Origin of the sequence: Sphingopyxis sp. H050, from assembly GCF_001468265.1 — a bacterium.
GTDB lineage: Bacteria > Pseudomonadota > Alphaproteobacteria > Sphingomonadales > Sphingomonadaceae > Sphingopyxis.
The window spans coordinates 1-13,418 of sequence record NZ_LNRZ01000013.1; the positions used below are offsets into that span (position 1 = coordinate 1).

15 protein-coding genes are annotated in these 13,418 nt (G+C 57.1%); 9 read left to right on the top strand and 6 right to left on the bottom strand.

Annotated elements, in window-relative coordinates; all coding sequences use genetic code 11:
• Positions 1–202 precede the first annotated feature (202 nt).
• Positions 203–763 carry a recombinase family protein gene (locus ATE67_RS19395; RefSeq protein ID WP_004213255.1) on the top strand — a complete coding sequence of 187 codons (561 nt, stop codon included), beginning with the start codon at positions 203–205 and terminating at the stop codon, positions 761–763.
• A 128-nt stretch (positions 764–891) separates the two neighbouring features.
• On the opposite strand, the gene ATE67_RS19400 is transcribed toward ATE67_RS19395, so the two are convergent.
• The 4 genes from ATE67_RS19400 to ATE67_RS19415 form a co-directional block, all read right to left on the bottom strand.
• Positions 892–1,350, bottom strand: coding sequence for a hypothetical protein (locus ATE67_RS19400; RefSeq protein ID WP_058801118.1), 459 nt, complete (start codon positions 1,348–1,350; stop codon positions 892–894).
• The gene (locus ATE67_RS19405; protein ID WP_058801117.1) at positions 1,347–2,249 is read right to left on the bottom strand and encodes a hypothetical protein; all 903 of its coding nucleotides are present in this window, start codon (positions 2,247–2,249) and stop codon (positions 1,347–1,349) included. The genes ATE67_RS19400 and ATE67_RS19405 overlap by 4 nt, the downstream gene beginning before the upstream one ends.
• A gap of 3 nt (positions 2,250–2,252) precedes the next feature.
• Positions 2,253–2,435 (bottom strand): hypothetical protein, encoded by a 183-nt coding sequence (locus tag ATE67_RS19410; protein ID WP_058801116.1) that lies wholly within the window; start codon positions 2,433–2,435, stop codon positions 2,253–2,255.
• Positions 2,436–2,525: 90 nt separating this feature from the next.
• Positions 2,526–2,861, bottom strand: a complete 336-nt coding sequence (locus ATE67_RS19415) for a hypothetical protein (RefSeq protein WP_058801115.1) — start codon at positions 2,859–2,861, stop codon at positions 2,526–2,528.
• A gap of 291 nt (positions 2,862–3,152) precedes the next feature.
• Between ATE67_RS19415 and ATE67_RS19425 the strand changes: the two genes are divergently transcribed.
• The 8 genes from ATE67_RS19425 to ATE67_RS21535 all read left to right on the top strand — a co-directional run bounded on the left by ATE67_RS19425 (position 3,153) and on the right by ATE67_RS21535 (position 12,033).
• A complete protein-coding gene (locus ATE67_RS19425; protein ID WP_160328033.1) occupies positions 3,153–5,681 on the top strand; it encodes a S9 family peptidase in 2,529 nt (842 codons plus the stop codon).
• 61 nt (positions 5,682–5,742) lie between these two features.
• Positions 5,743–6,960: an HlyD family secretion protein gene (locus tag ATE67_RS19430; RefSeq protein WP_058801112.1), complete on the top strand. Its 1,218-nt coding sequence runs from the start codon at positions 5,743–5,745 to the stop codon at positions 6,958–6,960.
• Positions 6,961–9,063, top strand: a complete 2,103-nt coding sequence (locus ATE67_RS19435; protein ID WP_058801111.1) for a peptidase domain-containing ABC transporter — start codon at positions 6,961–6,963, stop codon at positions 9,061–9,063.
• A 113-nt stretch (positions 9,064–9,176) separates the two neighbouring features.
• A complete protein-coding gene (locus ATE67_RS21520; protein ID WP_156417116.1) occupies positions 9,177–9,332 on the top strand; it encodes a hypothetical protein in 156 nt (51 codons plus the stop codon).
• A 74-nt stretch (positions 9,333–9,406) separates the two neighbouring features.
• On the top strand, positions 9,407–9,580 hold the full coding sequence (locus ATE67_RS21525) for a hypothetical protein (RefSeq protein ID WP_156417117.1): 174 nt from the start codon (positions 9,407–9,409) through the stop codon (positions 9,578–9,580).
• Positions 9,581–9,670: 90 nt separating this feature from the next.
• Entirely contained in the window at positions 9,671–9,844 is a 174-nt protein-coding gene (locus tag ATE67_RS21530) for a hypothetical protein (RefSeq protein WP_156417118.1), read from the top strand.
• Between the two features lie 306 nt (positions 9,845–10,150).
• A complete protein-coding gene (locus ATE67_RS19440) occupies positions 10,151–11,596 on the top strand; it encodes a hypothetical protein (RefSeq protein ID WP_058801109.1) in 1,446 nt (481 codons plus the stop codon).
• Between the two features lie 53 nt (positions 11,597–11,649).
• Positions 11,650–12,033, top strand: a complete 384-nt coding sequence (locus ATE67_RS21535) for a hypothetical protein (RefSeq protein ID WP_152998739.1) — start codon at positions 11,650–11,652, stop codon at positions 12,031–12,033.
• A 56-nt stretch (positions 12,034–12,089) separates the two neighbouring features.
• Here ATE67_RS21535 and ATE67_RS19450 read toward each other — a convergent pair whose 3' ends face one another.
• Together ATE67_RS19450 and ATE67_RS19455 are read right to left on the bottom strand one after the other, a co-directional pair.
• Positions 12,090–12,755: an SOS response-associated peptidase gene (locus tag ATE67_RS19450; RefSeq protein WP_058801107.1), complete on the bottom strand. Its 666-nt coding sequence runs from the start codon at positions 12,753–12,755 to the stop codon at positions 12,090–12,092.
• A 17-nt stretch (positions 12,756–12,772) separates the two neighbouring features.
• Positions 12,773–13,288 carry a hypothetical protein gene (locus ATE67_RS19455; RefSeq protein WP_058801106.1) on the bottom strand — a complete coding sequence of 172 codons (516 nt, stop codon included), beginning with the start codon at positions 13,286–13,288 and terminating at the stop codon, positions 12,773–12,775.
• Between the last annotated feature and the right edge of the window lie 130 nt (positions 13,289–13,418).

The following is a 13,418-nucleotide window of genomic DNA, read 5'->3' on the forward strand; positions in this document are numbered from 1 at the left end:
CACTCCAGTTTTTACCCCATCAAGGCAATTGACGCCATCTTTGAGGGATTTGATTTTGTGATGTCAGCTTGGAGTATAGCCTAACCGGACGTCAGGGCGCTACCGCGGTTTCTGTCAGATTAGGGTACTAAACGGAATTTGTTGACGAATGTCGTTGCGTATCATAGATTTCAACCTGACATTTTGATGGAGAGAGTGCGCAGTGAAGGGGCAACGGATCGGCTATGTCCGGGTCAGCACGTTCGATCAGAATGTGGATCGCCAATTGGAAGGTCAGTCGCTCGATCGGACCTTCACCGACAAGGCATCGGGCAAGGACGTCAACCGCCCCCAGCTTGAGGCTCTGCTCACTTTCGCCCGCGAAGGCGATACCGTCGTCGTCCACAGCATGGATCGGTTGGCCCGCAATCTGGATGACCTGCGCAAGCTGGTCCAGGGCCTCACCAAGCGAGGTATCCGGATCGAGTTTGAGAAGGAAAGCCTGTCCTTCTCGGGGGAGGACTCCCCGATGGCCAATCTGATGCTCTCGGTCATGGGTGCGTTTGCTGAGTTCGAGCGCGCCCTGATCCGCGAACGGCAACGCGAAGGCATTGCGATCGCTCGGCAGCGCGGCGCCTATCGGGGGCGGAAACGGTCGCTCTCGGATGAGATGATTGCCGATCTGCACCGCCGCGTTGCCGCCGGTGAACGCAAGGCGACCATCGCGCGCGACATGGGCATCAGCCGCGAAACCCTCTACCAGTACCTTCGCGCCGCTGCCTGACACCAATGTTCACATTATGTCCGGAAAATCGTTGTTCAGCGTACAAAGCTTGAGGTGACGCCTTGCGCAGGTGATCGCCCAATGGCGCGGGGATGATCGTCGGCAGACCGACGGGATCGATGGGAAGTTTATCGCGGGAACGAGGCGGGTAATTGGTACACGGATACCAATCGCGCACGTTCGCTGTCGGTGATATATTCGCGCCAAGGCTTTGCGACGGTCACGCGAAGCCGGGAGCCCTCACTTTCCAGCCTGATATTCCGAATGTCGGCCGCCGCAGCGCGTTGTTCCGCGTCATCAGCGTGAAACGCAGCGCCGGTTGCCCAAAGTCGGGCAGGCCAAGGCGCTAGAAAAATCGCGAGAAGCATGCCAATCACGGTGCCGGTGACGGGCGGCAGCGCAATGACCGCGATAAGCCAGATTGCCATGAAGCATATAGCCGCGCGCGCGAGGACCAGGCGCGGTCGACAGCAGCTCATGAATGCGATCGCGAGCCAGTGGAACGGGGCGCTTATCAGTACGAGTAGCCCAAGCAACCCAACCGCGCTCGTGATCAGGAACGTGAAAAACGCGAGCAGCTTGATCATGGCTCGGCTACCGTCACGGTATCGGTATCTTCGGGCGCCGGCGACGCGTCTGGTGTGTTCTCCGTCTCGGTCTCGATGTCATCGAGGAGGGCTTTGTCGAGTGTCCGTACCAGCAGATTTGCGACCGACTTCCCGTCAAGAGCGACGATACCGCCTATCGTCTCGCGCCCGTAGCTATCGAACTTGGGCGCCTCACCTGGTTCCTGCCATTTCTTTCCGGTGACAGCAGGCTTCAACTGAAACAGGAAGCGGTCGGGGTTGAGCAGCGCCAGCGAGAGCAGCTCGCCCTTTTCGCTGTGCCGAATATCCGCGATCGCGCCGATATAGCCGATGCCCAGGTTGTTTTGCTGAAAGGTCGTGAGAACGTGGCAGACGGGCCTATAGCCATGCTGGGTCGGTCTGAGGTAATGATGGTAGACCCACCCCTGACCATTGAGGTCGGCGCCGTCGAACACGAGGTCGAAGCCGTCATTTGAGACGAACTTCGCGACCAGAAACGATTCCAGAACAACCAGCATGCTGAACATGGCCAGTTCGTGCATCTCTAGATGCCCGCCGTCGGCATATTGCACCATCGCTGCGATCGGATTGGCGAATACGGGCTGAAGGAGCCCTTCAGGCCGAAGCAGCGTCTCGATTGGCGTCCACATCATTCCTGTCGCGGGCAGAACATCCGAAATGGCAATAAACAGGCTCCGCGCCAGCTCGACACACGACCAACCGAGAAAATGGGCCATGAGAGAGACTCCCACGGCGAGCAGCAACGTTGTTGCGGATCCGAGAGGCAATTCGGGCCGTGCGGCGCCGCTACGCGCGCCTTTCAGATTCCAGAATCCGAGAAAGGTCAAACCGGGTAGCAGAATGAGCATGCTGGCGAGAACGGCCAGCGTGAGCGTCATGAATCAGCTCGCGGCGATATATTTGAAGCGGCCAGTCTGGGGATTCTTGGTGAGCTTCGCAATCAGACCGCGCCGACGGATCGCGGTGCGCTCGTCCTGCAGGCGCAAGAGCTCGACATAGCCGCCGACCTTGCGGGCGGCTTCGGAGGTTTCTGCCTGTTCGCGAGGGGTGGTCACGCTTGCCATGGCCCCAATCTAGTGCGTCCGGCAAAGAAGGTAAAGAGTTCAGACTTTCGCCTCGACGTTGCATCCCGAGGGTCCGGATACGTGTCCGCCCTAGAACTTGAACTTGACCCCGACCATGACGCGGTTTGCAGTATAGCCGTTGGCCAGCGAGCCAGAGTCGAGATGGACATCGAGGCTCACGCCGTTTCCGACATCGATTTCGGCGCGCGGCAATCCTTCGGTAACAGCATAGGTGTCAGGCAGGCGTCTCGCCCGATGTTCCTCGGGATCGGGGGCGCAAACCACAATTTCGTTCCCCCTTCCTTCAGGACACCGGGGTCGGATGGTTTTGAGGTCAATGCGTTCAGCCGCTCGATCGACGCGTTCGAGATCGAGCGAAGGCGCCTCTAGGACGGGCGGCACGGGCGGCTGTTCCGCGAACGGCATTTGCCGATTCTAGCTCTAAATTTAATGCCGGTCCACCTGGGCTATAACGAGCCGGCGAAAAGCAAGCGCATCCACGATGATGTCCCATGTTTCACCGTTTCCAATGAAGATCCCCATTTCATCGAATTCCCGCCCAACAGGCGGCGCATTGCAAATCATTGTCATTGCTGACATCTCTTGCGGCGAGGCCATAAGCTGCATGAGCGACAGGCGAAGGTTAGATCATTATTGCGGGGTGTCGGGATGAACTGGGCTTCACTTTCGCTAGTTGCCATGATTGCGGGTTTGCCGATGACAGATATCGCGGAAGCAAAGCAACGAGATCTGACGATCGACGACGTTCTAGCCATCGAACGAGTTGATGAGGTTGCCCCGTCGCCCGACGGAAGCGTGACTGCCATCGTCGTGCAGCGATCCGCAACCGATGGCGAATCATATGGTCGCACGCACTACGAGATAGACCCGTCGCGGAATGGCGTGTGGATATCAGGCGAGGGACAGAGCGAAGCTCGAAGAATCGCGCCGCTGGTAGCGAAGGGCGCTGGGTTCTGGTGCGCGCAGTGGTCACCGGATGGCGCCAAGTTGGCGATGCTGTCGACCCAGGCGGATGGCAGCGAACCGTCTCAGGGGGACAATGTTCGGATCTATGTTTGGGACAAGGCTTCCGGGGCGTTGTCTCGACTGGCAAATGAGGCCGTGGTTACGCAGTCGCGATATGGTTCGTGGTTCAACCGCCTTGATGTTCGTCACGCCGGCCAAGATATGGGCAAGGCGAAGACCTGCAGAGTTGGTGAAGAAAATGCGCCGTTCGCTTGGCTCGACGGTGATCGACTTATGGCCCTTACCCTCGCTGACGGCGAGGTTTCGACGTTGCTCGATGAATATTCGAGACCAGTGCGTCACGCAGAACTCACGCGCGAGCGTCTTCTCGACGGGCAAGTGCCGACGGCGACTGCTGTCGGAAGTGGAGACGCAAGGACGACATGGCAGCAACCCGCAGGGCAGCCGACTCTTCGTGTCTATTCGGTGTCGAAACGGACCTCCATCGCTCTTGGGCAAATTCCGGATTATCCATTTCGCGGCGACCTTGCGGTTAGCGTTTCGCCGGACAACCGGTTCGTTGCCATATTGGCGACCGAAGCTGCACTGGCGCCCGGCGCGACTCCCGGCTCGGTCCGGATGGTCGATAGTTGGCAAGTGCAGAAGCGATTGGGAATCGCCGAGCTCAACCGCGAAAGCAGCGTGCGTTGGGTTGAACTGCCGCAAGAAGCAAAATTGCCGCTCGAACTGTTTGAGTGGTCGCCCAACGGGCGCAGCGTCGCATTTCGTGCTCGCGCTGACGCGGCCTCGCCGGAAGCGCACTTGTTCCGTCTCGACCTCGAATCTGAAAGAATCCGCAGCGTCGGTAACGAGCCAGTCGGGGCGACGTTTCTGAGTTCGCTCTATCCAATTGCCACCCCGGTGCGCTGGCTGGATTCAGAGCGATTGTTGGTCACGCGGAAGTCGAGTTCGGAGGCGGACGCCCGCGAAGATTGGTTCGTCACGGGAGCAGAGCAGGCGAGTGTTAACATCACTGCAAACTTGACGACGCCCGCGACACAATTCGTCCAGGGACCGAAGGGCAATCTCTATGGCATAGGGGACGGCAACCTTCTCACCCTAAGCAGCACAACCGGGCAAATTGAAACTCGAACGCCCTTGTCCATGCCAGGCGAGACCGCGGTGGTCGGCATCCAGGAGTCGATAATCATCCTGCGAGGCCAAGCCGAAGATGGACGGATCGTGGTTGCAGCCGTCGACGTTTCCTCGACGCCGGCGGTAGTTTCGAAATTCGAACTTCCCGAAGGTGCCGAGCTGAGCGCCATCAGCGGATCGCCCCCACGGGCCAGTTACGTCAATCAGATGTTGGATCGAACCGAGGTCGGCGAATTCGACATTTTGACAGGGAAATCGCGCACTCTAAAATCCATTTCAGGTTATCCGAAGAACGTGCGCTGGGGCGAGCGCGTGCTTCTCGACTATGTAGGCACCAAAGGCGAGCCGCTGAAGGCCGTAGCCCTGATGCCGCCGGGCTATTCGAGTGATGTAAAATATCCAGTCTTGACGTGGGTCTATCCCGGCTACCGGGTTTCCGGGGCCGACACCCATGTGCTGGATCCATATCTTCCCGGAATCTACAACCTGCAACTCTACGCCGCGCGCGGTTATATCGTTTTGGTGCCCTCATTATCGCGCGGTGCCCCCAAAACGGACGAGAATCCCTTCGCGCAAATTACTGCCGAAACACACGCTGCACTTGATGCACTCATCGCCAAAGGAAATGCAGACCCCAAGCGGGTTGCGATCATGGGACAGAGCAATGGCGGATTTGGCGTCTATGCCATTTTGACGCAAAGTGATCGCTTTAAGGCGGGCATTGCAATCGATGGCGTGACAGACTTCGTTGGTTTCTTCTCACAGTTTGACCCCACCAGCCGCGGATACGACGGCATCGAGCATGAAAAGTCGGTCAACTGGGCGATCGCGCAGCGGTTGGATTTCACCGATACTCCGTATCGAGACTACTCCCAATACACGAGCAAATCGCCGCTATTTTATGCAAGCCGGATAAATACTCCCTTGCTTCTGGCGCACGGGGAATATGATATACGGGCATCGGCAATTCAGGCGGATCAGCTATTTTACATGCTTTATTCTCAGAATAAAACAGCAAGGCTCCTGCGCTATTGGGGGGAAAATCACAGCATCAGCCTGTCTCCAGCTAACGTCCGCAATCTCCTTGATGAGACATTCACGTGGTTGAGGAAATATGTGAAGTGAGGTCATCGGTCGATTTTCGTGTTGTCCATCACTCTCATCCGACGCCAACCGGATCGTTTTGATGTTTCGCGAAGAAGTTATTGAGGGACGGAAGGCAAAGTTTCGGGGACGGGCCTCGATCGCTATTCCGCTGTCATGGCGAATCGTTACAACGTTTGCAGTAGTCAGCTTGGTCTCGGTGCTCTGTTTTCTGGCGATCACCCCCTTTACGCGATCCGTCACTGTTGAGGGTTCGCTAGCGCGTTCTGCGGGCGTGGCGGAAATTGTTGCCCCGCGGCTCGGCACGGTAAGTGATGTCCGGGTGGTGGAAGGGGAACACGTAAAAAAAGGGACGGTGCTCGCGACCTTAGAAACCGACCGTTATGGTGAGGGGAGCGAGGGTTTCGGTAAAGTCGTGACCGAGGCAATCGCAGAGCAAGCGAACTTGACGGCCGCCCAAGCGGCTGCGGCGGGTAGCAAATCCGGCCTGGACGTCCGGTCAGCACAAACCCGGGCAGCGGCGATCGGCGAAGAAATCGCGTTGATTGAAAAGCAGATGGCCGCCCAGCGGGGCCTGATCGAAACCGCCGAGCATGACTTAGAGAGAATTCGAGGGATCGCGAAGAACGGATTTATCAGCCGCCGAGACGTGCAGATCCGCGAGGAGACGCTCGTGTCCAGGCAACTCGCCCTGTCTCAATCCCAGCAACTCTTGGTCTCCCGCCGTCTCGCCAGGGAAGAGGCGTTGAATGAAGCAAATAGCATTCAAGTTGCTGCCCGATCGGAACAAGCCAGGCTTGCCGTTGCCCGCATGGACTTCGAACGCGCTCGCGCTGAGGCCGAGGGGGATCGATCCTACTCCCTGCGGTCCCCAATTGCTGGACGCGTAACGGCCATTGTTGCGAACGTCGGCAAATCCATGCCAGCAGGCGACGTGTTGATGTCGGTAGAACCGTACAGCTCCAAACTCGTCGCGAATTTGCGCATTCCAAGCGAGGCTGTCGGTTTCGTTCGAGAAGGACAATCAGCGCGCTTGGCGATCGACGCTTTCCCGTACCAGCGATTTGGGCATATCAACGGGAAGATAATTTCTGTCGCGAGCGCCCCGACGATTGCTCCCGGCGCCGCTGGCAAGCCGTACTTCCTTGCCAAGATAGAGCTCGATGAAACTAGCATCAGGGCGTTCGGAAGGAGGGAAAGCCTGAAATCTGGCATGTTGGCCGAAGCTAAGGTGGAGATCGCGCGCCAATCGCTCTTCACGTGGCTCTTCGAGCCTCTGTTCGCCGCGCGGAGCCGATAGATGATTGACTTTTTTCCCGCTCGGCAGAAGCGAGTCAGGCTGATCCGACAGACGGAAATAGCCGAATGCGGGCTCGCCTGCATTACAATGGTGGCCAATAGCTTCGGGTTTGATACCAATCTGGGCGGAATGCGTAGGCATCTCGCATTCAGTCAGCGCGGGACGACGTTCGCGACGCTGATGGAGCTCGCCGATCGCGTGGGTCTTGTGTCTCGGGCAGTCGAAGTGCCACTCGAGGGGCTTGAACAGTTATCAACGCCCGCAATCCTGCATTGGGATCTAAATCATTTCGTTGTCTTGGAGCGTGTAAGGGGCCAGCGGGCTCTGATTCACGATCCGGCAGGGAATACGCAGTGGGTGCCGCTGACTGAAGTCTCGTTGCATTTTACAGGCTATGCGCTTGAGGTTCGGCCAGGCGCCGACTTCGAGCCCCGTCGCGATGCGGAGAAAATGGGGCTTTTTGAGTTGATTAAGGGCACGGTTGGCCTAAAGTCGGCACTGTTCCAAGTCGTTCTTCTGACCCTATTCTTGCAAGCCTTCGTGCTTGTGTCGCCGTACTATCTCCAAATCTCTGTCGATCGAGTGATCCCTCAGCAGGACAATGCGCTGTTGATGGCGCTGGCCTTGGGTTTCTGTCTCTTTGTCGTGATCAATGCGGTGGCATCCTGGTTGAGAACCTTGGTTTTGTTGGTTGCGGGCACGACTTTAGGTTTCAATCTGGCGTCTGACCTCACGCGCCACCTCTTTCGCTTGCCCGTGGACTGGTTCGAGAAGCGGCATACCGGCGATGTGCTTTCCCGTTTTCGATCCGTAACGCCTATTCAACTGCTTCTCACCGAGGGAGCAATCGCATCGATTGTCGACGGCTTGATGGCCGTTTTCACGCTGACGGTGATGTTTTTTTATAGTGGTCTTCTAGCGATCATCGCGCTCGTGTCGTTTGCGGCCTATCTTTTGGTTAGGCTCTACCTGTTTCGCCTGCAGCGGGACGCTGAGGAGGCATTAATCGTCACGGTAGCCAATGAGCAGACTACACTGATCGAATCCTTAAAGGGCATCACCACCTTGAGGATTTTCGGTCAGGAAGCCGTGCGGCACGGTTATTGGCAAAATCAACTTGTCGAAGCAACGAATGCAAAAGTTCGTGTTCAGCGGATCGTGGCGCTGCAGCAGTCCCTCAACATTCTTATTCTGGGTATCGAGAATGTTGTGGCTGTATGGATCGCGGTGCGATTGATTATCAGCGGCGACGGCTTCAGCGTCGGGATGCTCTTCGCTTATATGGCCTATAAAGTGCAGTTTATCGACAAGGCCTCGAAGCTTGTAGATCAGTTGATGGCATTCCGGATGCTCAACCTGCATCTCGAGAGACTTGCTGATATTGCACTCTCTGACGTGGATCGTACCTTCGAAACAGCGAAGGGCGATGTAAAGGCGGAAGTAGAAACCATAGAGCTGCAGGAGGTTTACTTCCGCTACTCGGAGAGTGAGCCGCTTGTGCTCGAGAACGTGTCGCTGCGGGTTGACGCAGGGGAGCATGTAGCGATCACGGGGCCATCCGGCGGCGGCAAATCGACATTGCTGAAGGTTCTTCTCGGCCTGATCGAGCCCACGGACGGCAAACTATTGGTGGATGGGCAGCAGCTCGGCGGACACGCTCTCAAGGCGTATCAGCGGAAGATCGGAACAGTGCTGCAAGAAGACGAACTCTTCTCGGGCAGCATCGCCCAAAATATCGCGTTGTTCGAAGAGGACATCGATCTGCCCAAGGTACACAGGGTGGCAACAATCGCATCCATTTCGGATGATATTTTGGCCATGCCACTCCAGTATGACACGTTGGTCGGTGATATGGGCTCGACGCTTTCCGGGGGCCAGAAGCAACGCATTTTGCTGGCGCGGGCGCTTTACCGCGAGCCGCAAATTCTTGTCATGGACGAGGGGACAGCGCATCTGGATTCGGCCCACGAAGCGGCCGTCAACGCCGCCATCCGTGAATTGAAGATCACGAGAATAGTGGTGGCGCACCGCAAAGAGACGATCGAAAGCGCTCAGCGTATTCTCGTATTGGACAAGCACTCGCTCAATCCGCAAATAATCTAGATCCCTTTCGTTCCCATAGCAACGCTTTGAGTTCTAATGACTTTGCGCTTGACTCCAACTTTGAGGAAGCGCAGCCTCCCCTTGCTCTTAAAGGAGCATGAAGGAGAAATCGCATGTTTAAGAAGCAGAGTTCGATTTTCCGTAGCCGACCGCGCGAATTGAGCGCGGAAGAAATGAAGAAATTGGCGGGAGCGGGGCCTTTCGAGGAGCCGAAGTTCGGAAGCAAAGCCCCGTACGATATGGACTACGCGACGCGCACATTCAATTAATTTGCGTTTCGTTCGCGAGCCGCAGCTTTGCTGTTTTCGTAGCCGCGGATCACATTTTGTAAAGGACGCTGAGCATGTTCAAATTCTCGACGAAGAAGTCTGACGGTTCCGTATTTCGTAGCCAGCCGCGCGCGTTGAGCGCCGAAGAAATGAAGAAGCTGGCCGGCGCGGGGCCCTTTGAGTTGCCTGCACCCGGTGGAAGCAAGGCTCCGTACGACATGGATTATGCGACCCGTACATTTAGCTAAGAGCAACATACTCTTCTGAGTCGCCACCAGGCACATAATTGCCCTTTGCGGCCCAAACTCTGGGCCCCGTTTGCCATCATGGAGAATGAGATGTTCAATCTGAAGAAAGACAGCGGTAGCAATTCGGTTTTCAGGAACCGTCCCCGTGCATTGGCTGCCGACGAATTGATGACGATCGCTGGCGGTGAGTGGACACGTCCCAAAGACACGATCAGCAAGAAATCCCCGTACGACATGGATTATGCGACGCGCACGTTTGGGTGATACCCCGCGAGCGACGATTGGATGAAAGGATTTCATGTGTTTAAGCTCACGAACAGGAAACCAGCCTCATCGATTTTCCGGAATCGGCCGAGGGCGTTGGCCGCTGATGAGGTGAAAAATGTCGCCGGTGGTGGAGGCGGTGACCATACATCGAAAAAGGCGCCTTACGACATGGATTATGCGACGCGTCATTTTTGATTAGTCGGCGCTGTATTGTCGGAAGACTGCTCCTAAGCGGCTATCCAATGCAGCGCAGCGGGATTTTGGGTGGCACGTTTGTGCCACCTTTTTTTTGAGGGGCGGGCAATGCTGACAGCCAACCTATCGTTCGAAGACCTTGGCGCAAACTGGGATGTGTCAGACACCACCATCCAAATTGGCGAGAGCAAGATCGAAATTTTTAAATCGTCCCAGTTGAGTTGGTCGACGCGCCGGTTCGACGGTGGGCAGCTGCTGTGGATCGGAGAGATCGCAGATCCTTTTGAGGCGGCCGATGCCGCGAATCCGTCGTCGGATCTTTACCGCGACTTCGATGCAGCTGAAGGCATATGTCTGATCGTCCACGGCGATGATCGGGTTGAACTAGTACGAACGTGCGCGGGAAATTGCCCAATCTACTTGGCCCGTGGAAGAGGGCGCGTCGCAATCTCATGGAGATTTGAAGACGCAGTTGCCGTGCTGGACCGTGCGGAGCCCGACATCCTTATGTGCCAGCGTTATATCGAAGACGGCATGAACCAAGTGCGAGACCAGATTATTTCGGGCGTGCAGATGCTTTGGCCGGCGGAGCGGGCAATTATAGGTCAGTCATCGACGGAATTCGAGCAAATGCCAAGCCCTCAAGCGTTGTTGCCCGCGCAATTCGCGGACGGGGCAGTGGCAACGGGCGAATTTCTGAGGCTCATTGCCGAAGCCATGTCTGAGAATTTTGCTCGGGCGAATGGCGCCCTTGTCGAATTGAGCGGAGGTTTGGATTCCTCCTGTGTTGCATTTGCCGCAGCGCTGCTCGAACGGCCGACCAGTTCATGTGGTGTCATTCACACGGGTCCGGTCGGGGTCCAACAGACCAGCCGGCGGAATGAAATTATCGAGCTGTGCCGGCTGCGGGATTTTACTTATCCGGCGGCGAAAGATTTGACCTATCAGTCGCTCGGCCTGCCCGGCTTTGGGATCACGCCATTTGACGAGATGTACAGACTGCAGTGCTCCAATTTGCTTGAGCGCGTCCGGGCCGAGATTCCCGAACTCGATCTCGTGTTGACCGGTATGGGGGGAGATGAACTGGTCAAAGACTATACGTTGCATCGGACTGACTACGAGGTTGCTGGTTACACTTCGTCATCTGCCGTGGTGGCCGCCGCTTGCCGCAGCGATTTATTTATGCGCCTCGGATTGTGGCCAAAGAGCCCGTTGATCTCGAGACCTGTTGTCGATTTTTGCCGCGCGCTCCCAAAAAAAATACGTGAGGATCGACAAATTCACAAACTGGCGCTGGTTCGATCGGGAGTGAGCGACGCTTTTCTGTTCCCGCGGTACTATGAGCATTTTGGATATGTATCCGACCTCAGTGCCCGGAGTTTTGATTTCGACGATTATTTTAGCACCTCCGCAATTCACGATTGGCGAATCTACGATATCGACACAGTTCTAGAACAGGCGCGAGAGGCCACGCTCTACGGCTTCACGCCCGAGCTACGAACCACGCTCTTCTTTCTATGCAAGTTGGAAGCCGTCTTGCGTAGCTACGTGTAGCGGGGAGAGCCAGACGGGTTCGATATGCGTAAAAACGATGCTATGCCTCGCGGATGACCTTTGAAATCGTTCCGGGAACCGAAGCGCTTCTCGTTGAAATCGAAGCGCGGCTCGATGCGGAGAAGCGGCTCACAAGGATGGCGAAGCCGCACACGTCAACCGGTCTCAGATGGGCGCGCGGGGGCGCCGATGAACGATTCCGTCACGGCACGGTAATAGGGAATTTTGGCGATCATCTGCCACAGCTCGATAGGGAGAACGGCCGCGACTGGGCGTTGCCCGTCGTCAATGTAGATTACGCGCGAACCGGCGTCGGCGATTGCGTTGACGAGATCTTGCCCGCGCAGTTGCGCGCGCGGGCGCGTGGGGGAGGGGTTCTGGTTCATCGGCGCGATCTCGCAGAAATGTCTTATTTGTCAGTGAGTTTCGTTGCCTAACCGGCGGTTGACGTTTCCAGAGATGAAACAGTCAGGGCGTAAAATCGCGCTTGCAATCAAAGTAATTCGGGTTGCCGATCATTTGGCCGCCGTTTTGGAACCCATAGTTCGTCTGTTGGCTCGACGATGAGCCGGTTGGCGGGGTACTGCTTTACCAGTTCCAGCGCTTGGTCGGTCTCGGCGTGGAGCCAGCTGTCCCAATCGTCGGGATGCAGTATGACCGGCATCCGGTCGTGGATCTCCATCATCTCGGGTACGGCATCGACCATGACCATCGTATAGCTGTCGCCCCATTCGTCGGTCGGCCGCCAGAAGCCGGCGCAGGCGGCGATCGGCTGGTCAGCGACGCGGACCCACGTCCGAGTCATGTTCGGGCTGGCGCCGACGGCCTCAGCAAAAGCGGTGATCGGTATCAGGCATCTTTGTCCTGGCTGGATGAACCACTCGTGCCACATCCCGAACGGGTTCATCAGATGATCGTCGCGGGCGTTGTTGACCTTCAGCGGCTTGTTCAACTCGCCGGTGCGTTTGTTCTTCAGATATTTGGGGAAGCCCCACGTCATCGCGTCCATCACGCGTTCGCCGGCGTTCTCACGAACGATGAAGCCGGTGCCACCCTTCCACACGTCGCCGGTGCTGGCATTTGTCGGTTTCGGGCGCCGGGCCTTGAAGTGGGAGGCAACTTCGTCGACCGAAGCCTTGAGCGTGATCTGATTGCACATCCTCGGCTCTCCGCTTCTCAGGCGGCGCCGAGCAGCCCTTCGATACTGGGCTGGATCGGCGGCATGATCGTGAAGCTACCTTCGGGGAAGGGGCGCAAGATGTCCAGCGGTGGGCGCGCCTGCTGCAGCCAATCGAACCAGTCGTCAGGATCGACCACTGCCACATGGCGATCTTTGTGCTCTGCAAGGTCGGGGTACGCCGGAACGGTCAGCGCCGCGAACGCATCGGGATAATCGCGCGTGCCGCGCTGCCAGACGCCGGCGATGCAGAAGAAAGGAATGTCGGTGACGAGACTCGCGGCATAGAGTGTCTTGCCGTCGCGCTTGATGCCGAATTCATTGGCCAGGATAAGGCAGGGGCTTTCGATCCGGGCTGTTTCCGATTTGAGGAGCGGAATTTGTCCGATCTCCGGGTCGCGCGACCGGAGACCCCAATGCGCTTCGATCTGCTGTTCCTCCTGACCGTCCCATATCATGATGCGATGACCACCGCGGCCTAGCCCCTGAAGCGTGTCGTCGAATTCAATGTCCATCGGTCAATCTCCTATGTCCTGAAGCGCCGCATCGCGCGTTTCCATTCGCGATCGTCGGGCATTTCCAGTTCGATGACCCCTTTTTCCCATGGGACGGTCTCGAGACGCAGCGGTTGAACGCGGCGGCCGA